Source organism: Achromobacter sp. (assembly GCF_049647645.1).
Classification (GTDB): domain Bacteria; phylum Pseudomonadota; class Gammaproteobacteria; order Burkholderiales; family Burkholderiaceae_B; genus Achromobacter.
Window position 1 is genome coordinate 1 of record NZ_JBARYB010000052.1, and the last position, 20,383, is coordinate 20,383.

Here is a 20,383-nt window from a genome sequence, read left to right on the forward strand (position 1 = left end):
GGCGGCGGTGGCGCCAGCCGTGTTGTTGGCGGCGGCCGGAGGCGTGGTCGCCTGGCGCTGCTGGGTCACGTTGGAGGATTGGCGGCCGACGCTGCTGCCGCCACCGGCACGGCGGGCTTCGGCGTCAAACGACGCCGTCACCAGTGCCGCGCCGGAGATGGCGATCAGCGCCGCGGCGACAAACCGCGAAAGACAGAATTTGGACATAGGTTTGCTCCCTCGTACTCGCGCCCCTGCCGCCCCGTAGCAGCAGGATGTCCCGCGGACCGCGGGACCTTAGTCGCGACTTTTCTTACATTAATCTGAATACCGTAAGAATAACGGACAAGACGCCGCCCCACAAGTTCCCGCAGGGACGGTGAAAATATCCAGATGGCGGGCGCGGATCAGCCCAGCTTCACGCCTTCGTGCAGGGCGGCAATACCGGCGGTCAGGTTGAAGTACTGCACCCGGTCCAGCCCGGCCGTGCGCAGCATGTCGGCCAGGGTTTCCTGGTCGGGGTGCATGCGGATGGATTCCGCCAGGTAGCGGTAGCTGGCCTCATCCTTGGCGACCTTCTTGCCCAGCCAGGGCAGCACATTGAAGGAATACCAGTCGTAGGCCGGCGCCAGCGGCTTGGCCACGCGCGCGAACTCCAGCACCAGCAGCTTGCCGCCCGGCTTCAGCACCCGGGTCATTTCGGCCAGGGCGCGGTCCTTGTGGGTCATGTTGCGCAGGCCGAAGGCCACGCTGACGCGGTCGAAGTAGCCCGTGGGGAACGGCAGGCGCTCGGCATCGCATACGGCGGTGGGCACCAGCAGGCCGGCGTCCGTCAGGCGGTCGCGGCCCACCCGCAGCATGGAGTCGTTGATGTCGGTGAGCCAGACCTCGCCCGTGGGGCCGGCGCGCTTGGCGAAGGCGCGGGCCAGGTCGCCCGTGCCGCCGGCGATGTCCAGCACTTTCATGCCCGGGCGGATGGCGGCGCGGCCGATGGTAAAGGCCTTCCAGACGCGGTGCAGCCCGGCCGACATGAAATCGTTCATGACGTCGTAGCGCTGCGCAACGGAATGGAAGACTTCGGCGACTTTGCGGGCCTTGTCGCCTTCCGCCACGGTCTGGAAACCGAAATGGGTCGATTGCGAGGCGGAATCCGCGGATTGTTGCGATTCGGAGGGGTTTTGCATGATGAATTCCCGATATATCGTTCAATGGTAGCCTATCGGGCTCCCCGCGACGGCAGGCGGATGCCGCCAATCACGCCTGACGGTCACATACCTGAAATATTGCGGCCATACTATCGCAATGTTCGCGCCGCGCCGGCGCTCAGAAGTGTGCCCAATTCGCCATGTCCAGCACCATCCTCGTCGTCGAAGACGAACCCGCCATCCAGGAACTGATCGCCGTCAACCTGTCCTTCGCCGGACACAAGGTGCTGCGCGCCTTCGACGCCGACCAGGCCCAAACCCTGATCCGCGCCGAATTGCCCGACCTGATCCTGCTCGACTGGATGCTGCCCGGCACGTCCGGCCTGGCCATGGCGCGCAAGCTGCGCAACGACGAGCGCACCCGCGCCGTCCCGGTCATCATGCTGACCGCCAAGGGCTCCGAACAGGACAAGGTGGACGGCCTGGAGGCCGGCGCCGACGACTACATCACCAAGCCCTTCTCGCCCAAGGAGCTGATGGCGCGCATCAAGGCAGTGCTGCGCCGCCGCGCGCCCCAGCTGACCGACGACGTGATCGACGTGGGCGGCCTGAAGCTGGATCCGGTAACGCATCGCCTGTCCGGCAACAGCCAGTCGCTGCAGATCGGCCCCACCGAGTTCCGCCTGCTGCACTTCTTCATGACCCACCCGGAACGCGTGTTCTCGCGCTCGCAGCTGCTGGACCAGGTCTGGGGCGACCACGTCTTCGTGGAAGAGCGCACCGTCGACGTGCACATCCGCCGCCTGCGCAAGGCGCTGGAACCCAGCGGCCATGACGCGCACGTGGAAACGGTCCGCGGCAGCGGCTACCGGTTTACGGCCCAACTCCCCACGCGGTAAAACTCCCGCACGATGATCTGGCTGCGCACTCTTTTTCTGGTCGCCCTGTGGGCGGTCGCCGCATTATTGGCCCAATGGCTCATAGGAGATCCGGCGGGCTGGATACTGTTCTCCGTCGCGCTGGCCGCCATGCTGCTCTGGCGCAGCTGGCGCCTGCACCTGGTGTCCCACTGGGCCAACCACCCGGACACCTCGCCGCCCGCCTCGGTCGGCCCCTGGGACGACATCCTCGCCCCGCTGTACCGCTACACCCGCGCCCGCGCCCGTGAACTGAACGAAACCCAGAACACCATGCAGGGCATGCTGGCCGCCGCGCAAGCGCTGCCGGACGGCGCGGTGACCCTGAACGAGGATTTCCAGATCGACTGGTGCAACCGCATGGCGCGCCAGCATCTGGGCCTGCGCCTGCCGGCCGACCGCGGCCACAATCTGCTGAACCTGCTGCGCGCGCCCGAATTCGTGGAGTACGCGCACCGCCCGTCCTGGCCCGATCCCATCCTGGTACGCCTGGGCCAGCAGGGCCAGGAGCGGCTGATGATGATGCAGCTGACGGCCTACGCCAGCAATCAGCGCCTGCTGATCACGCGCGACGTCACCCAGATAGAACGCCTGGAAACCACCCGCCGCGACTTCGTAGCCAACGTCTCGCACGAGCTGCGCACGCCGCTGACGGTGCTGGCGGGCTTCCTGGAAACGTTGCGCGACATGCCCGCCGACGCCCTGCCCGCCGAACAGCGCGAGCAGTACATCGACATGATGCACGAGCAGGCCCAGCGCATGCAGGCCATCGTCGAAGACCTGCTGACCCTGTCCACGCTGGAGTCGTCGCCGGGCAGCGACCCGCGCGCCGTCAACATGGGCGCGCTGCTGCAGAAGGCGCGCCAGCAGATCGAGGCGCTGTCGGGCGGCCGTCACGTGCTGGAATGGCACATCGACGAATCCCTGGACCTGCTAGGCGCCGAAACCGAGTTGGCCTCGGCCCTGTCCAACCTGCTGACCAACGCCGTGCGCTACACGCCCGACGGCGGCACCATCACCGTGCGCTGGGTGCGCGAGGAAGACGGCGGCGCGCGCTACAGCGTGCAGGACACCGGCATCGGCATTCCCGCGCGCCACCTGCCGCGCCTGACCGAACGCTTCTACCGCGTGGACCGCGGCCGTTCGCGCGCGGTGGGCGGCACCGGCCTGGGGCTGGCGATCACCAAGCACATCGCCATGCGCCACGACGCCGAACTGCTGATCACCAGCGAACCCGGCAAGGGCAGCGTGTTCGCCCTGCGTTTTCCGCCCGACCGCGTTGCCATCGACGGTCCGGCCTGAGCCTCCCGGGCCTGTCCACGGCAAAAGAAACCTGGCACAGGCCCCTGCCCGGCGCGGATGGTAAATTTCCGGCCATGCGCATCCTGGTAATCGAAGACGAACCCAAACTGGCCGACTACCTCAAGAAGGGCTTGTCGGAGCAAAGCCACGTCGTGGACCTGGCCCGCGACGGCGTGGACGGCCTGCATCTGGCGCTCGAAGGCGCCTACGACCTGATCGTGCTGGACGTGATGCTGCCGGGCGTGGACGGCTTCGGCGTGCTGGCCGCGGTGCGCGAACAGAAAGACACCCCCATCCTGATGCTGACCGCGCGCGACGCGGTCGAGGACCGCGTGCGCGGCCTGGAAGGCGGCGCCGACGACTACCTGGTCAAGCCCTTCGCCTTTTCGGAACTGCTGGCACGGGTGCAGGCGCTGCTGCGCCGCGGACGCTCGCAGGAACCCACCCTGCTGCGCCTGGCCGACCTGGAACTGGACCTGGCCCGCCGTCGCGCCCAGCGCGGCGGCCGCCGCCTGGACCTGACCGCCAAGGAATTCAATCTGCTGGCCCTGCTGCTGCGCCGCCAGGGCCAGGTGCTGTCGCGCACCACCCTGGCCGAGCAGGTCTGGGACATGAACTTCGACAGCGACACCAACGTCATCGACGTGGCGGTGCGGCGGCTGCGCAGCAAGCTGGACGACCCCTACGACACCAAATTGCTGCACACCGTGCGCGGCATGGGCTACGTGCTGGAATCGCGCCCCGCGGGCGGCCGCCCCGCATGAAACCGCTGCGCATGCGCTCCATGCAGGCGCGCCTGACCCTGCTGCTGGGCGCCATCGCCCTGCTGGTGTCCAGCCTGGCGGGAGCCACGCTGTTCTGGGCGCTCAAGCGCGAGGTGGAGCGCCAGGAAATCACCGAGGTCAGCGGCAAGCTGGAATTGATCGATCATCTGATCGACATGCAGAACAACGCCCGCGGCCTGCAGGACCTGGCCGCCACCTTCGACGAGATGCGCGCGGGAGAAGGCCAACTGGGCATCTGGATCGTGGATGCGCACGGCCGCTCCGTGTACGGCGGCCCCGCCCCCGAGACGCTGGCGACCGGGGACGGCAGGCAGGTCGTGCTGCAGACCGCCGACGGCGGCCGCATGCGCGGCCTGCGGGTCGCCATGAACGACCGCATCCTGCCCGGCGCGCAGTTGACCGTGGCGGTCAGCACGCGCACCAGCTCGCAGTTCCTGTATGCCTACGGCACCGCGCTGGTGCTGATCTGCGCGCTGTGGGTGGGCGCCACGGTGGTGCTGGCGGCCTGGGCCGTGCGCCGCAGCATGGCGCCGGCGCGCAGGCTGTCCGAACAGGCCGCCAGCATCCAACCCGACAACCTGGCGCGGCGCCTGCCGCTGGAACACACGGACCGCGAACTGCATGAGCTGGTGCGGTCCTTCAACCGCACGCTGGAACGGCTGCAGGCCGCCTATCAGCAGATGGAAGGCTTCAACGCCGACGTGGCGCACGAGCTGCGCACGCCGCTGGCCACGCTCATCAACGGCACGCAGGTCATGTTGTCGTCGCCGCGCGATGCGGCCGAACTGCGCGATGCGCTGGAATCCAACCTCGAGGAACTGGAAGACCTGAAGACCCTGGTCAACGACATGCTGTTCCTGGCGCGCGCGGACCGCGGCGAACGGGCCGCGGACCTGGCACAGGTGTCGCTGGCCGCCGAAGCGCGGCGCGTGGCCGAATACTACGAAGCCATGTTGGAAGAAAGCGGCGTGCACCTGCGCTGCGAAGGCGACGCGACCCTGGCCGCCAACGCGGGACTGGTGCGACGCGCCCTGGCCAACCTGATCTCCAACGCCATCAAGGCCACGCCCCGGGGCGGCGAAATCGTGCTGGCCTGCTCGGCCTCGCCCGCAGGCGCACGGGTCGAAGTGCGCAACCCCGGCCCGCCCATTCCGTCCGCCGACCTGCCCCGCATCTTCGACCGCTTCTTCCGCTCCAGCCAGGCGCGCGCGCCGCGCAGCGAGGGCCACGGCCTGGGCCTGGCCATCGTGCGCGCCATCGCGCGCATGCACGGCGGCGAGGTCGATGCGGCCTCGGGCGCGCACGGCACCGTCGTCGGCATCACGCTGCGCGCGCCGGACGGCCATGCATCGGCGGCCAACATTACAAAAACGTAATGTGCAGGACAGAATGGGGTCACTCCCGTTCTTCTACAGTACGCTTGCACTCACATCGTCCCGCAACGGAGCATCATGAATCTTTCCCGTCTTACGCGCCGCCTGGCCCTTGCCGCTGCCCTGTGCGCGCCCGCTTTCGCCACCGCCCAGACGCCCGTCAAGGTAGAGGTCTGGAAGACTCCCACCTGCGGCTGCTGTGAAGACTGGGTCAAGCACATGCGCGACAGCGGTTTCGCCGTGACCACCCATGACGTCCAGGACACCGGCCCCATCCGCCGCAACGCCGGCATGGCCAATTACGGCTCCTGCCACACCGCGGCCGTTGAAGGCTACGCCATCGAAGGCCACGTGCCCGCCAGCGACGTGCGCCGCCTGCTGCTGGAAAAACCCGATGCGGCTGGCCTGGCCGCGCCGGGCATGCCGCTGGGCTCGCCCGGCATGGACGGCCCCGAGTACGGCGGCCGCAAGACGCCGCACGACGTGGTTCTGGTGGACAAGCAAGGCGGCGCCAAGGTGTTCCAGGCCTACCGCTAGAAGGACCTGACAAAGGCCTCGTTGAGGCCAGTCCGCCCAGCCTGCCGGGGTTGCGCGGCTACCAGCGATAGGTAGCCGTGGCCAGCACGGTGCGTCCGTCGCCGTAGCGGCAATCGCCATTGCTGCAATTGCTCAGATAGGATTTGTTGGTCAGGTTGCGCACGTTCAAGGCCAGGTTCCAGCGCTGTACCTGATAGCCGATCATCGCGTCGATCAACGTGTAGCCCGGGATCTTTTCAGCTGCGGATTCGGCGTAGCCCCAGTTCGATCCGGTATATCTGGCGCCGGCCCCCACCTTCAGGCCGGACTCGAACCGGTAGTCGGCCCACAAGGCGAACTGGTTGCGGGACACCGCCTGCATCTGCTTGCCGATTTCGCTGGGCGTGCTGCTGGCGGTGACCTCGGCCTTGGGCGTGTACGTGTAGGCGGCCACCACGTTCATCTGGGTCAGCGGCCGGAACGCGGCCTCGAGCTCCAGCCCGCGCACCACGACTTCGCCCGTTTGCTTGGGCAGGAATTCGGGGGTGTAGGTGATGTAGTTGCGACGGCGCAGATCAAAAACCGCGGCGCTGTAGCGGCTGCCGCCGCCGGGCGGCTCGTAGCGGATGCCCAGCTCATACTGCCGTCCCGTCTCGGGTTTCATCGGATTGTTGGTAACCGGGTCTATGGTCGCGGTGGGCGAAAACGATTCGGCATAGCTGAAGTAAGGCGCCACGCCGCTCGGATGCAGGTACACCAGCCCCCCGCGCCCGCTGAAATTGTGCTCGGACACCTTGGTGCGCGAGCCGTCGATGTTGCTGTTCACATCCGCCGAGGCGCGGTCGTAGCGGCCGCCCAGCGTCGCCACCCAGTTGCCCCACTTGATCTGGTCCTGCAGATAGAAACCGGTCTGGGCCAGCTTGGTCGTGGCATCGAACCAGGGAGCCGCGGTTTCAACCGGGCTTCCGTACACCGGGTCATACCCGTCTATCGGATTCACGACGCCGTCGTTGTAGGTGCTCTGGTAGTTGCGCGAATGCTGGTAGTCCAGGCCGAACAGGAAAGTGTGGCTGGTTGCGCCCAGTTGCAGCTTGGCCTGCGCCTGGTTGTCGATGGTGAAGAGCCGCGCGTTCTCCTGGCTGCCGAACGGATAGCGTTCCAGCAAGCGGAAATTGGCCGGGTCGTTCGGATCGTCGGGGTTCACCGTGGCGAAGCCGCCGCGCACATACACCTGCCGGTAGTCCACGCTGGTATAGCCATAGCGCGCATTCTGGCGCACCGTCCAGGTGTCGTTGAAGCGATGCTCCAGCATGTACCCGACCATCCATTGCTCTTGCCGGAACCGGTCGAAATCCGGTTCGCCCACATAGGTATTGCGTGAAAACTTGCCGTTCGGGTTGTATAGCTGCGTGCCAACCTCGGGAAAGCTGCCGTAGGAGCTGCCGTCGCGCACCCGCAGATAATGCGACAGCAAGGTCAGCGTCGTGTCGCTGGACGGCTTCAGCGTCAGCGCGGGCGCGATGAAGAAACGGTCGTTGGGCAGGCCGCTGGCCGGCAGGTCGGCCTCGCGCGCCAACCCGGTGATGCGGTACAGCACCTTGCCCCCCTCATCCAGCGGGCCGGAAAAATCGCCCGCCACTTGGCGGCGGGAATGGTTGCCCACCTGCGCCTCCAGCTCGTGCAGCGGTTCTTCGGTGGGCCGCTTGCTGACAACATTGATCATGCCGCCGGCGCCGTTCTGGCCATACAGCACGGACGTCGGGCCGCGCAGGACTTCGATGCGCTCGGCACCGTAGACTTCCGTCTGCCAGACCGCCCAGCTGTTGTTGTTGCGCAGTTGCAGGCCGTCCAGGTAGTACCCGGGCGTCTGCGCGTCGAAGCCACGGATGACCGTCCAGTCGAACCGCGTGTCGGCGCCCCACGGCGACGTATTGATGCCCGGCGTGTAGGCCAGGCTTTCCTTCAGCCGCGAGGCGCCCGTTTCCTTGATGAAGTCCGCCGTCACGACGGAAATGGACTGCGGTGTCTCCAGGATCGAACTATCGGTCTTGGTGCCGGTGGCGCTGCGCGTGGCCACGTAGCCGTCCACTGCACTCCAGGCCGTCTCCGCGCGGCCGGTGACGGTGACCACGGGCAAGGTAGTGGCGCTGTCCGATTGCGCGGGCGCGGGCCGCAAGGAGTATGCGCCGCCTGCGCCTCGCACCACCCGCAAGCCCTGCCCTTGCAGCAAGCGGAAAAAGCCGTCCTGCACGGCGTAGCGCCCTTGCAGACCTGCCGTGCGCTTGCCTTGCGTCAGCGCCGCATCCACCGACAGCTCCACTCCGGCCTCGCTGGCGTAGCGCGTCAGCGCCTGGTCCAGCGGGCCGGCGGGAATCGCATAGCTGCGCGCCGATGCGGCGGGGTCGGAAGCTACGGACTGGGCCTGCGCCGCGCTGACGGCCAGCGCGTTTGCCCCAAGGCTCAAGACAACGCAAAGCGCCGTCCGCAGCATGGCGGAGGGGCTTGCGGACGCCCGGCCCGCATCGGGCGCGCGGCGGGCATGGATCGGATCAAGATTGTGGCGGCTTGCCATCGGTTGGTCCCTGAAAGTACGGAAGTGGAGGTACGGCTTGGTACGTCTTCCGGACGAACAGACGATTTCCTCAATGACGAGCCTGGAAATTTTGTAACGGCGCGGCCTGACTATCGGCCCGTCTTGGGGCTCACCGTCACCCAGTAGCGGCTGCGGGTGCGCACGGTTACTGGCAATCCCAGTGCCAGCGCATCCAGCGCTCTGTCGGTGTCCCGCAAGGAGAAAACCCCGGTGACCCTCAAGTCCGCCACCGTCGGATCCCAGCGCAAGATGCCGGGCCGATAGCGGCCAAGCTCGGCCAGGAAATCGGCGACCCGCATGTTCTCCGCGACCAGGACACCCCGGCTCCAGGCGGCATCGCTTTCCCGCGCGTCGCGCGCCGCTTCGGCACGATGGCTGTCGAAGGACGTGCGCTGACCAGTCTGCACTCTGATGGCGGCGCTCCCTGCCGGGCCCCCGGGATACACGTCGACCGCCCCTTCGAACACCGCCACGTGCGAAAACCGGCCATCATCGCGCACGGTGAAGCGCGTGCCCAATGCCTGCACCAAGCCTTGCCGGCTCTGCACGCGAAACGGCCGATGCGCCGGGCCGGGGTCGGGCGCGGTCGTCACCAGGATTTCACCGCCCAGCAATTCGACTCTGCGTTCCTGCCCATCGAAACGCACGTCGATAGCGCTACCGGTGTTCAACACCACGTGCGTGCCGTCGGCCAGCGTAATGCCGCGAATCTCGCCGACACCCGTGCGGTAATCGGCGGTCAAGGTGCGCCAGCCGCCGGCCTCTTGCAAGGCGTAGGCTGCGCCCGCGGCCAAGACTCCCAGGCCCAGGGCCCGCACCGCCTTGCGGCGCGACGCGGACGCCAGCGCGCCGGATTCCAGCAGGACATGGCGCCCTGCGGCGCCCGCCACCTGCTCCAGCTTGGAGTCCATGGCTCGCAGGCGGCTCCAGGCCCGCTCGTGGTCGGGATGCGCGGCGCGCCATTGCTCACAGGCAGCGATATCCGCGGCGTCTACACGGTCGGACCACAGCCGCGCCATCCACTCCGACGCGCGGCGCACGATGGCCGGATCGATCGGCCCACGGGGAGCCGCTGGCCGCTGGCGTCGGATATCAGCCTGCGGCATCGCCGAGCGCCTCGTAGCAAGCCAGCAGCGCCGACGCGATGTACTTTTCAACGGAGGATACGGACACGCCCAGCCGCGCCGCGATCTCGGCATAGCTCAACCCGTCCAGCTTGCGCAGCAACAACGCCATGCGCACTTTTGCCGGCATCCCGTGCAAGATCGCATCGATCTCCACCAGCGCTTCGAGCACCAGCGCGCGCGCCTCCTCCGAAGGCGCCTGCGCTTCGGGCAGCACGGCGATCGCATCGCGGTAAGCGGCCTCGATCCGCCGATGGCGGTAAAGATCGATCAGCAAGCCGTTGGCTATCTGAGTCAGGTAGCGGCGTGATTCGCCCGGCTGGGGTACCTGTCCCGTCGTGAGCACGCGCACATAGGTGTCGTGCGCCAGATCCGCGGCATCGCAGGCGTTGCCGCCCAGCCGCTTGCGCAGCCAGCCGCGCAGCCAACCATGATGATCGCCGTAGAACACTTCAATGGGCTGTGCGGGACTACCGGTGGCGGTCATGGGAAGCAGGCGTTGCGTGGATCGCAGTGCATTTCATAAATATGAAATGCGAATTATTCTTAATAATAAGTTATCGGCGATCCCGGCGGCAAGTGACGCGGCATCCCGGCGCGCGCCCCGCCCCGCCTTGGCGGCCTTCACCCACACCGCTCCCATGGCTACTCCTTGCACTGCAGCAAAAATGGGCCACAATCAATAAAACGGATTCCTCACCCACCCCCTCAGGCTGTCATGGCACAAATCGTCCTGTTCGAGAACATCCACCCGAGCGCCCGCGCCGTCTTCGAAGCCGCCGGCTACTCCGACATCGTCACGCATGCCGCCTCCTTGCCGGCGTCGCAACTGAGCGACGCCCTGCGCGGCGCCCAGGTGGCGGGGATCCGTTCTCGTACCCACCTGGATGCCGCCCTGCTTTCCGGCAACCCCGACCTGCGCGTCGTGGGCTGCTTCTGCATCGGCACCAACCAGGTCGACCTGGACGCGGCCATGCAACGCGGCATTCCGGTGTTCAACGCGCCGTTCTCGAATACCCGCTCGGTTGCCGAACTGGTGCTGGGCGAAGCCATCCTGCTGCTGCGCCGCATTCCCGAAAAGAACGCCCGCGTGCATCAGGGCCACTGGGACAAGAGCGCTTCAGGCGCCTTCGAAACCCGCGGCAAGACGCTGGGCATCGTGGGCTACGGCAACATCGGCTCGCAGATCAGCACGCTGGCCGAAAGCCTGGGCATGCGCGTCGTCTACCACGACGTCGAAGCCAAGCTGCCGCTGGGCAATGCCCGGCCCGCCGCCACCTTGAATGACCTGCTGGAGCAGGCCGACGTGGTGACCCTGCACGTGCCGGGCGGCAAGACCACCGAAAAGATCATGAACGCGGAAACCATCGGCCGCATGCGCCGTGGCGCCATCCTGATCAACGCCTCGCGCGGGACGGTGGTGGATATCGACGCGCTGCACGCCGCGCTCAAGTCCGGCCACCTGGCCGGTGCCGCGCTGGACGTGTTCCCGACCGAACCCAAGGGCGCGGACGAACCGTTGGCCAGCCCGCTGATCGGCCTGCCCAACGTGATCCTGACCCCGCACATCGGCGGCAGCACACAGGAATCGCAAGAGAACATCGGTCGCGAAGTAGCCGAGAAGCTGGTGCGCTTCCTGCAGGCCGGCACCACCAAGGGCGCGGTCAACTTCCCCGAACTGCCTTATCTGGAACCGGCCGGTGGCACGCGCATCCTGCACGTGCACCGCAACGCTCCGGGCGCGCTGGGCACACTCGACAATCTGATGGCGCAGCACGGCCTGAACATCGTCAGCCAGACCCTGCAGACCCGCGGCCAGATCGGCTACGTGATCACCGACGTGGAAGGCGAAGTCAACGACATCGTCATGACCACCTTGCGCGACCATCCGATCACGGTCCGCTGCGACCGGCTGTAAGGTTGCCTAGATAGCAAGGGGCCCGCGCACGCGGGCCCTTTTTGCTGCCGCGCCCCAACGCCAACCCGGGTCCCGACGCGTATCGGCATTGCGCAATGCGGCAGACTTCAGTTATAAACGATAACCATTCCCACTCTTGCTAAATAGGGCGCATCTTTCGCGCCTGGGTCCGCCCGATGTCCGCCGCCGATCTCCCCGTGCAGCAAGACCTGCACGCTCTATACAGCGATCATCACGGCTGGCTGCTGGGATGGCTGCGCCGCAGGTTGGGCAACGCCGCTGACGCCGCCGATCTGGCACACGACGCCTTCCTGCGCCTGATCGTCAGGCCGGCGCCCGACGGCTTCGCCACTGCGGGCGCCGCTCGAGCCTATCTGCGCACCATGGCGCAAGGCTTATGCACCGATCTCTGGCGGCGACGGGAAGTGGAGCAAGCCTGGCTGGATAGCCTTGCTGCCCAGCCCATGGCCTACGCGCCGTCTCCGGAACACCAGTCGCTGGTCATCGAAACCCTGATGGAAGTCGGCGAATGGCTGGGACGCCTGCCGGAAAAGGCGCGCACAGCCTTCATCCAGGCTCAGATACATGGGCTTTCCACCCGCGAGATCGCCGACCACATGGGCGTGTCCATGCGCATGGTGCAGAAGTACCTGGCCCAGGCCATGCTGCATCTCGCGCTGATCGACGCTGGGCTGGCGGCCTCAAGTATCCGCAGGCCCTAGCCATGCCTGCGTCGCCCCGGCCGGTCCTGGCAGACGGCCCCCTCCCCGTGCAAGCGGATTATGAAAGCCTGAAAGCGGCGGCCGAGTGGTATGCGGTTTTGCAGGATACCGAAGCCGGCTCCCGGCAGCACGCCGCCTGGCAATGCTGGCTGGATGTGCGGCCGGAACACCGCCGCGCCTGGGCGCATGTCATGGCGGTCAGCCGGCGCTTTGCGCTGCTGCGCAACGACGGCGAACGCGAAGCCGCGGAGAAAGCAGTACAGGTCGCCTCCCGCCGCCCACCGTCGCGGCGCCGGGCCGTCGGCCACGTCCTGGCGCTGGGCGGTGTGGGAATCCTGGCTTGGCTCGCATGGCGGCGCACGCCTTTGCCCGCCGTCGTGACCGCCTGGCGCTCCGACTATGCCACCGGCATCGGCGAGCAACGCAGCATTGTCCTGGCCGACGACACCCGCGTCTGGCTCAATACCCGCAGCGCCATCAACGTCGATTTCAACGAGGATCACCGTCTGCTGACGCTGGCCAACGGCGAAATCCTTATCGAAACCGGCCACGACACGCGACGGCCCTTCTTCGTCGCTACCCGCTATGGCCGCGTGCAGGCCTTGGGGACCCGTTTCACGGTGAGGCAGACGGACGATGATGTCCTGTTGGCGGTCTATGACGGGCAGGTGGGAATCCAGACTCTTGCCGGCCGCAATGCACTCGTCCAGGCTGGGGAACAAAGGCGCTACACCGCGGACGATATTTCCACGGCGGCCCCGGCCGATCCCGCGCGCGAAGCCTGGTCGCGCGGCGTGATCCTGGCGGAGAACCTGTCCCTCGCCGATCTCATCGCGGAACTGGGCCGCTATCACGTCGGGCATGTCGGCGTCGATCCTCGCATCGCCGGCCTGCGCGTCGTCGGCCGCTATCCGGCCAATGACTTGGATCGCACCCTGGCCATGGTCGCACGGGACCTGCCGATACGTATCCAACGCACGTTGCCATGGTGGGTAACGCTAGCCCCCCGGTGAGCACGCCCCCGAAAAATTTTCACAGCGCGGTTCGCTTTTCTCCTGTTCGTTCGATCAACAGGGAAAGAGGACCCCGCCGACCCTTGCCGCATCCCTACGGCAATGCCGGTCCGCGACGGCCGGCCGACGCGCCATGCCCGTAAGCGGTGGACCTCTCCTTGCCCAACTCCATTCCAAGGAAAGCCGTTCCATGCGCCGCCTGCCGCCACCTGCCCACCCCGTATCGCCTGTTTCCCGGTTGCCACGCCCGGCCGCCGCCGCTCGCAAGGCTTTGCTGGGCGCTATCCTGATGACGGGCGCCGGCACGGTCCATGCCCAAGCCGCCGGCCCCGCCGCCGCTACCGCCTCGGTCCGCGCCTACGACGTCCCCGCCGGCCCTCTGGCGGGCGCATTGAGCCGCTACGCCGATCAGGCCAATATTCTTCTCAGCGTGCCGGCAGCCATGACGGCGGGCAAAACCAGCCCCGGGGTACGCGGCACCCATACGGTCGATGGCGCGTTCCGGCTGCTGCTCACCGGCACCGGCCTGCAAGCCCTGCGCCAAGCCGACGGCGGCTACTCGCTGCGGCCCGCTCCCGTATCCACCGAAACCACCCTGCCCGCCGTGTTGGTCACCGGATCCGCCGCTGCGGCGTACAACGAGCCCTACCCGGGCGGCGAGGTCGCGCGCGGCGCCAGGATCGGCCTGCTCGGCGACAGGGATTTCCTCGATACGCCCTTCAGCGTGACCTCGTACACGTCCAAGCTGATCGAAGACCAGCAGGCGCAGAACATCGGCGACGTACTGCTCAACGATCCCTCGGTGCGCAATACCTACTCGCGCGGCGCGGGCCGGGACGAATTCAATGTCCGCGGCTTCACGCTGTTCAATTACGACGTCGCCTACAACGGCCTGTATGGCATTTCGCCCCGCAACTCCACCTCGCTGATAGGAATCGAGCGCGTCGAAGTCCTGCGCGGTCCGAACGCGCTGCTCAACGGCATGGCGCCGTTCGGCTCTGTGGGCGGCTCGATCAACCTGGTGCCTAAGCGCGCCGAGGCCGAGCCGTTGAACCGTGTGACGCTGTCCTATCTTGAGAACAGCCAGTTCGGCCTGCAGGCGGATATCGCCCGCCGTTTCGGCGAAGACCAGCGCACCGGCGCACGCCTGAACGTGCTGCGCAGCGGCGGCGACATGAACATCTCCGGCGCCGGCGAGGACATGGGCGCGATCTCCCTCGGTCTGGACTACCGCGGCAACCGCTTCCGTATCGAAGGCGACATCAACTACCAGAACCGCGTGACCGACGCGCGTAGCGGTCTGCTATTCCCGCCCCCCTCGGGCGAGGACATCGGCCATGCGCCGGACCCGAAACGCAATTTCTTCCCCGACTGGACCTACTGGAAAGCCAAGGAATGGACCGGTGACGTGCGCGCCGAGTACGACCTTTCCGACGACTGGACGGTGTACGGCGCGCTCGGCGCGCGCAAGCACGACTTCGAAAGCCTGCAGACCACCTGGCTGATGCTCGACTCGGCCGGCATGATCGGCTCCGTACCCGCCCGCCTGAACGAAAGGCTGTTGAGCAAGACCGGCGAGGTCGGCATCCGCGGCCGCTTCAATACCGGCCCGATCAAGCATGAACCGGTATTGTCGGCCAGCTTCCTCGATATCGATTACTCGTCGGCGCGGGTGCGTTCCGCCACCACGGTTTTCTCCGACCTGTACGACCCGGCCGACCTGGCCAAGCCGAACATCCCCAAGCCCAACGATCTGGGCAAGACCAGCGAGACACGGTTGTACAGCGTTGCGCTGGCCGACACGCTTTCGGCGATGGACGGTGCGGTGCAGCTGACCGGCGGCCTGCGCCAGCAACGCGTGCAGTCAGTGAACTACAACCCCGCGACCGGCGAGCGCGTATCGGACTATGGCAAATCCGCGCTCACCCCGGCGATTGCGTTGACGGTGAGGCCGACCACGCAACTGGCGCTGTACGGCAACTACATCGAAGGCTTGAGCCAGGGCGGCACCGCCCCAGCCGAGGCCGTGAACGCAGGCGAAACCTTCAAGCCCGACGTATCGAAGCAGTATGAAGTCGGCGTCAAGTACGACTTCGGCACCGTGGCAACCACCTTGAGCGCGTTCCAGATCGAGCAGCCCAGTGCTTACCTGGACCCGGTTAGCTTGCGCTACCAGGCATCCGGCAGGCAGCGCAACCGCGGCGTGGAATTCCTGATCCAGGGCGAGCCGGCACGCCACGTCCGGCTCTTGGGCGGCGTGGCCTACACCGCTGGCGTCCTGACCAAGACGGAAGGCGGCGTCAATGACGGCCACGTCGCGCCTGCGGTGCCGCGCTGGCAGTTCAACGCTTCGGCGGAATGGGACACGCCTTTCGCGCAAGGCCTGACCCTGGTGGCGCGCGTGCTGCGCACCAGCACCCAGTACGTCGATGCGGCAAACACGCAGCAGTTGCCCGCGTGGACCCGCTTCGACGTGGGCGCACGCTACGCGATGAACATCAACCGTACGCCGGTCACCCTGCGGGCGACGGTGGAGAACGTGTTCAACAAGCACTACTGGCAGTCGGCCGCGCGTGAAGGCCTGACGGTGGCCGCGCCACGCACGCTTCTGCTGTCCGTCACCGCGGAGTTCTGATGCGGCTGTTTGCGGGGAGCGCCTCGCCCGCGCGGGCGGTGCGCAGCAAGGCTTGGTATCTGGTCCACAAATGGACCAGCCTGGCCTGTACTCTCTTCATGCTGGTGGTCTGCGTCTCCGGCTTGCCCTTGATCTTCCACGACGAAATCGTGGACTGGCTGGACGCTCCGCCATCCTGGCCCAGCGTCGCGCCGGCCCCGTCCGCGCCCGCCCTCGACGGCCTGATCGCCCAGGCTCTCCAGCGTTATCCGGCGCATCGCGTCGTCGAGGTCGAAGTGGCCGCCCATTCCCCCAGCGTCATCCTGGCGTTGGCCCCCGGCGACGAGGCTCCGTCCGGGACCTCCTCGATCCGGCTGCAATACGATGCTCGCAGCGGCTTGTTGCAACAGTCCGTGGACAGCGCCGACGAAGGCCCGGGCACGCGCGCCATCACCATCATGACGCGCTTGCACATCGATCTCTACGCCCGCCTTCCCGGCCAGCTATTTTTGGGATTCATGGCCCTGCTCTTCTCGTTGGCGGTGATATCCGGCGCTGTCCTCTATCACCCCTACATGAAGAAAACCCCGTTTGGCACCGTCCGCGCGACGCGCGCCAAGCGCCTGAAGTGGCTGGACCTGCACAACCTCCTGGGGATCGTCACGTTGGTCTGGGCGCTGATGATGGGCGTCACAGGCGCCATCCATGAACTGGCGGTGCCGCTCTTCCGCTACTGGTTGTCCCACGACGTCCAGGCCGCCGTGGCGACGGCCGACGGCCATCCGCCCGCCGGCCCGTCACCATTGGCCTCGACGCAACGGGCCTACGCCACCGCGCAGGCTGCCGTCCCCGGCCGCGTGGTGGAGTCCCTGCGCTTCCCGGACGCCGGCCTGGGCCTGCCCCACCACTACCTGCTATGGGCCAAGGGTGAAACGCCGCTGGCCGCCCATCTCTTCGACGGTATCCTGGTGGACGCGCGAACGGGCCGCTTGACGGCGGTGCTCGAGATGCCCTGGTACCTGCGCGTACTGCAGTTCTCGCGGCCGTTGCACTATGGCGACACCGCCGGCCTGCCGCTGAAGCTGATCTGGGCCGCCTTGGACCTGATCACGATCGTGGTCCTGGGCAGCGGCCTCTACCTGTGGCGCAAGCGCAAGAACTAGCGAAGCAGACGATGTGCGCCATCGGCGGCTGACGCCGCACGCACCAGGCATTCCGCCATCTTGCCCCTCACGCTTGCCGCATCGAACGGCAACCGCCCGATGATCCCGATTTCGCGGTAGAAGGTCGCCTCGTCCAGGGAGACCAGGCGCAAGCCGTCCAGGTCCAGCCCCGACAAGCGCGGCAGCAGCGCCACCCCCAGGCCGTGCCGCACCATGTTGGCGATGGCCTCGATCTCGTCGAGTTCCACCGCCTCGTGCACCCTGATGCGTTGCTTCTTCAGGAACAGATCCACCCCCCGTCCGCCGAACGAGGCCCGGTCGTAGCGGATGAACGGCTGCGTGGCCAGCAGCTCGCGCCAAGGCGCCGGCGTCATCGATTCCGGCGTCGCCAGCACCATTTCCTCGCGCAGCAGCGGCTGCCAGCCCAATTCTGGCGGCAAGGCGAACGGAGGCCGGATCAGCAGCGCCATATCCACCTCGCCCGCGTCCACCTGCCCCAATAGCGACAGCGACACGCCAGGCACGATCCGCACGCGCACGTCGGGATAGCCCGCCCGAAACTCTCCCAGCGCCTGCACCAACAGATCCTGCTGCACCGAGGCAATCGCGCCGATGCGCAGCGATCCGCTTACATGTCCTGCGCCGGCCGTGGCCGCCATGCGCTCAGCCATCGCCACCAACTCCTCGGCCTGCGGCAGCATCTCGCGCCCATGGATGTTCAGCACGGCCGCGCGGGCGCTGCGGTCGAACAGCGCCACGCCCAGGTATTCCTCCAGGCGCTTGATCTGGGCGCTGACCGCCGACTGGGTCAGCCCCAATTGAGCGCCGGCGCCGGTGAAGGTGCCGTCCCGCGCCACCGCCAGAAAGGTTTTGAACTCTTTGATCACGATCAATAATTTCGATGCTAAGACACGAAAAATATCGTTTTTCAATCAAAAAAACAATACTTAAACTAAGCGCTGATGCTAAGGCCTGCGCAGTCTTGCGACGGCCCGCAATCTGATCGAACATTTTCCTTTTGCCTGACCCGGAGCCTTCCATGACCGCTCAAACCAACCTGCCGCCGTTCCACCTCGCCTTCCCGGTCCGCGACCTGGCCGAAGCCCGCGCCTTCTACGGCGAAAAACTGGGCTGTCCGGAGGGCCGCAGCTCGCCCGAATGGATCGACTTCAACTTCTACGGCCACCAGATCGTCGCCCACCTGGCGCCCGGCGAATGCGGCCACAAGGCCACCAGCGCGGTGGATTCGCACAATGTGCCGGTGCGCCATTTCGGCGCGGTGCTTTCCATGGAACAATGGGAAGCGATGGCCAAGCGGCTGACCGACGCCGGCACCGAATTCGTCATCGAGCCCTACATCCGCTTCAAGGGTGAAGTGGGCGAACAGGCCACCATGTTCTTCCTGGATCCGTCGGGCAACGCGCTGGAATTCAAGGCGTTCAAGAACATGGATTCGCTGTTCGCCAAGTAATCCGTCTCTACAGGTTTCGTGTCGTTGAACGCAATTTCAGAACCTCCTTCTCCGGCCGAAACCTCCTGGCGCATCCTGCCCCAGGGTGACCGCTGCCTGATCGTTTCCTTTGGCGACCAGATCGACGCAGCCGTGGGCCGGACCTGTCTGGCTGCGGCCGGGAAGCTGCGTGATGCGCGGCTTCCCGGCGTAACCGACGTGGTGCCGTCGTTCGTCGCGGTGGCGGTGCACTACCGCCCCGGCGCCAGCGGCAGCCCCACCTACTCACAGTTGGCCGAACGCATCGGACAGCTGCTCTCCGAAGGCATTGCCGCGGACGCCCTGGGCGGACGCGAGATCGACATTCCGGTCTGCTACGGCGGCGAACACGGCCCCGACCTGGCCGAGGTGGCCGAGGCTGCCGGCCTCACGCCCGAAGCCGTGATCCAGCTGCACAGCCAGCCCCGCAGCATGGTCTTCATGCTGGGCTTCGCGCCCGGCCACGCCTACCTGGGCGTGCACGACGAAAAATTGAATATCCCGCGCCGCGCCTCGCCGCGCACCGCCGTGCCTGCTGGCGCGGTTGCGGTCGCCAACCGGCAGACCGTGATCTACCCGAACCGGCTGCCCGGCGGCTGGAACATCATCGGCGCCACCCCGCTCACCATGTTCGACCCGGCCCGCGAGCCCGCCGCCTTGCTGCAACCCGGCGACTCGGTCCGCTTCGTACCCATCAGCCCCGAGGAATTCGACCGCATCCGGGGAGCCCGACCATGAGCCTGACCGTGATCAAGCCCGGCATGCTGTCCAGCTTCCAGGATCGTGGCCGCGAGGGCTACCAGCACCAGGGCATCCCTGCCGCCGGCGCCATGGACGAGCGCGCGCACCGCCTGGCCAACGCGCTGGCCGGCAACCAGGACGAACACGCCACGCTGGAAATGACCCTGACGGGCCCCACCCTGCGCTTTGACGCGCCGGCCTGTTTCGCGCTGACTGGCGCCGACCTCGGCGCCACCCTCAATGGCCAGGACATTCCGGCCCACCGCCCCTTGGTCGCCCGGGCCGGCGACACGCTGGCCTTCGGCGCCAGGCCGGCCGTGGGCGTGCGCGGCTATCTGGCGGTCCATGGCGGCTTTGCGCTGCCGCGCGTGATGGGCAGCGAAAGCACCTATCTGCGCAGCGGTTTCGGCGGCTTCCAGGGGCGTGCGCTGGTCAAGGGCGACCAGGTGCCGCTGCATGCGCCGCTGGCCGCCGGCCGCGACCTGGACGCCTTGCAGGAAGCGCTATGGAACCAGCGCGTGTATCTGCCGGCGGCGCTGGGCGCCAAGCGCCGCGAGTTCATCCGCTTCCTGCCCGGCATGCACTGGGAGGAATTCTCCGAGGCCACCCGCCAGAACTTCGGCGGCGGCGCGGAGTTCCGCATCAGCCCGCAGTCCGACCGCATGGGCTACCGCCTGCTGGGTCCGGCACTGTCCATGAGCCAGCCGCGCCAGATGCTGTCGGAAGCCGCCTGCTTCGGCACCGTGCAGGTGCCCTCGGGCGGCGAGGCCATCATCCTCATGGCCGACCGCCAGACCACTGGCGGCTACCCCAAGATCGCGCAGATCGCCACCGTGGACCTGCCCGTCCTGGCACAGTGCGCGCCCGGCCAGACGCTGCGCTTCCAGCTGATCGAGCTGGAAGAGGCGCAGCGCCTGGACGGCGAGCGCGAGCGCGCCTTCACGCAATTGCAGGACGCGCTGACGCCGTTGCGCGCGCTCCTGGCCTAG

General features: G+C 67.0%; 18 protein-coding genes and 1 pseudogene. 13 read left to right on the plus strand and 6 right to left on the minus strand.

The window, feature by feature from the left end; genetic code table 11:
- Both WBB14_RS05330 and ubiE read right to left on the minus strand, forming a co-directional pair.
- Positions 1 to 207 (minus strand): annotated as a pseudogene (locus tag WBB14_RS05330) (Tim44 domain-containing protein); the annotation flags it as partial.
- Positions 208 to 386: 179 nt separating this feature from the next.
- Positions 387 to 1,163, minus strand: coding sequence for a bifunctional demethylmenaquinone methyltransferase/2-methoxy-6-polyprenyl-1,4-benzoquinol methylase UbiE (ubiE, locus tag WBB14_RS05335; RefSeq protein ID WP_424238894.1), 777 nt, complete (start codon positions 1,161 to 1,163; stop codon positions 387 to 389).
- 161 nt (positions 1,164 to 1,324) lie between these two features.
- On the opposite strand from ubiE, the gene phoB reads away from it, so the two are divergent.
- The 5 genes from phoB (at position 1,325) to WBB14_RS05360 (ending at position 6,038) form a co-directional block, all read left to right on the plus strand.
- Positions 1,325 to 2,023: a phosphate regulon transcriptional regulator PhoB gene (phoB, locus tag WBB14_RS05340; RefSeq protein ID WP_006227196.1), complete on the plus strand. Its 699-nt coding sequence runs from the start codon at positions 1,325 to 1,327 to the stop codon at positions 2,021 to 2,023.
- 12 nt (positions 2,024 to 2,035) lie between these two features.
- Positions 2,036 to 3,343, plus strand: a complete 1,308-nt coding sequence (gene phoR / locus WBB14_RS05345; RefSeq protein WP_424238895.1) for a phosphate regulon sensor histidine kinase PhoR — start codon at positions 2,036 to 2,038, stop codon at positions 3,341 to 3,343.
- Between the two features lie 74 nt (positions 3,344 to 3,417).
- Entirely contained in the window at positions 3,418 to 4,107 is a 690-nt protein-coding gene (locus WBB14_RS05350) for a heavy metal response regulator transcription factor (RefSeq protein WP_424238896.1), read from the plus strand.
- Positions 4,104 to 5,504 carry a heavy metal sensor histidine kinase gene (locus WBB14_RS05355; protein WP_424238897.1) on the plus strand — a complete coding sequence of 467 codons (1,401 nt, stop codon included), beginning with the start codon at positions 4,104 to 4,106 and terminating at the stop codon, positions 5,502 to 5,504. The genes WBB14_RS05350 and WBB14_RS05355 overlap by 4 nt, the downstream gene beginning before the upstream one ends.
- Before the next feature lie 75 nt (positions 5,505 to 5,579).
- The gene (locus tag WBB14_RS05360; RefSeq protein ID WP_013391247.1) at positions 5,580 to 6,038 is read left to right on the plus strand and encodes a DUF411 domain-containing protein; all 459 of its coding nucleotides are present in this window, start codon (positions 5,580 to 5,582) and stop codon (positions 6,036 to 6,038) included.
- Positions 6,039 to 6,096: 58 nt separating this feature from the next.
- On the opposite strand, the gene WBB14_RS05365 is transcribed toward WBB14_RS05360, so the two are convergent.
- The 3 genes from WBB14_RS05365 to WBB14_RS05375 form a co-directional block, all read right to left on the minus strand.
- Positions 6,097 to 8,508 (minus strand): TonB-dependent siderophore receptor, encoded by a 2,412-nt coding sequence (locus WBB14_RS05365; RefSeq protein ID WP_424238964.1) that lies wholly within the window; start codon positions 8,506 to 8,508, stop codon positions 6,097 to 6,099.
- A gap of 191 nt (positions 8,509 to 8,699) precedes the next feature.
- Complete coding sequence (locus WBB14_RS05370) at positions 8,700 to 9,716, minus strand: FecR domain-containing protein (RefSeq protein WP_424238898.1); 1,017 nt, start codon at positions 9,714 to 9,716, stop codon at positions 8,700 to 8,702.
- The gene (locus tag WBB14_RS05375; RefSeq protein ID WP_424238899.1) at positions 9,703 to 10,221 is read right to left on the minus strand and encodes a sigma-70 family RNA polymerase sigma factor; all 519 of its coding nucleotides are present in this window, start codon (positions 10,219 to 10,221) and stop codon (positions 9,703 to 9,705) included. The genes WBB14_RS05370 and WBB14_RS05375 overlap by 14 nt, the downstream gene beginning before the upstream one ends.
- A gap of 231 nt (positions 10,222 to 10,452) precedes the next feature.
- Here WBB14_RS05375 and serA point away from each other — a divergent pair, with 231 nt between their 5' ends.
- The 5 genes from serA to WBB14_RS05400 all read left to right on the plus strand — a co-directional run bounded on the left by serA (position 10,453) and on the right by WBB14_RS05400 (position 17,164).
- A complete protein-coding gene (gene serA / locus WBB14_RS05380; protein WP_424238900.1) occupies positions 10,453 to 11,652 on the plus strand; it encodes a phosphoglycerate dehydrogenase in 1,200 nt (399 codons plus the stop codon).
- Between the two features lie 176 nt (positions 11,653 to 11,828).
- Complete coding sequence (locus WBB14_RS05385; protein WP_424238901.1) at positions 11,829 to 12,374, plus strand: sigma-70 family RNA polymerase sigma factor; 546 nt, start codon at positions 11,829 to 11,831, stop codon at positions 12,372 to 12,374.
- Between the two features lie 2 nt (positions 12,375 to 12,376).
- Positions 12,377 to 13,387, plus strand: coding sequence for a FecR domain-containing protein (locus WBB14_RS05390; protein ID WP_424238902.1), 1,011 nt, complete (start codon positions 12,377 to 12,379; stop codon positions 13,385 to 13,387).
- Positions 13,388 to 13,577: 190 nt separating this feature from the next.
- Positions 13,578 to 16,022: a TonB-dependent siderophore receptor gene (locus tag WBB14_RS05395; protein ID WP_424238903.1), complete on the plus strand. Its 2,445-nt coding sequence runs from the start codon at positions 13,578 to 13,580 to the stop codon at positions 16,020 to 16,022.
- Positions 16,022 to 17,164, plus strand: a complete 1,143-nt coding sequence (locus WBB14_RS05400) for a PepSY-associated TM helix domain-containing protein (RefSeq protein ID WP_424238904.1) — start codon at positions 16,022 to 16,024, stop codon at positions 17,162 to 17,164. Before WBB14_RS05395 ends, WBB14_RS05400 begins: the two co-directional genes overlap by 1 nt.
- On the opposite strand, the gene WBB14_RS05405 is transcribed toward WBB14_RS05400, so the two are convergent.
- Positions 17,161 to 18,051, minus strand: coding sequence for a LysR substrate-binding domain-containing protein (locus WBB14_RS05405; protein WP_424238905.1), 891 nt, complete (start codon positions 18,049 to 18,051; stop codon positions 17,161 to 17,163). The genes WBB14_RS05400 and WBB14_RS05405 overlap by 4 nt on opposite strands.
- A gap of 152 nt (positions 18,052 to 18,203) precedes the next feature.
- Here WBB14_RS05405 and WBB14_RS05410 point away from each other — a divergent pair, with 152 nt between their 5' ends.
- The 3 genes from WBB14_RS05410 to WBB14_RS05420 are packed head-to-tail and all read left to right on the plus strand — an operon-like array spanning position 18,204 to position 20,383.
- Entirely contained in the window at positions 18,204 to 18,635 is a 432-nt protein-coding gene (locus tag WBB14_RS05410) for a VOC family protein (RefSeq protein WP_207468932.1), read from the plus strand.
- Positions 18,636 to 18,659: 24 nt separating this feature from the next.
- Positions 18,660 to 19,391, plus strand: coding sequence for a 5-oxoprolinase subunit PxpB (gene pxpB / locus WBB14_RS05415; RefSeq protein ID WP_424238906.1), 732 nt, complete (start codon positions 18,660 to 18,662; stop codon positions 19,389 to 19,391).
- Entirely contained in the window at positions 19,388 to 20,383 is a 996-nt protein-coding gene (locus WBB14_RS05420; protein ID WP_424238907.1) for a biotin-dependent carboxyltransferase family protein, read from the plus strand. The genes pxpB and WBB14_RS05420 overlap by 4 nt, the downstream gene beginning before the upstream one ends.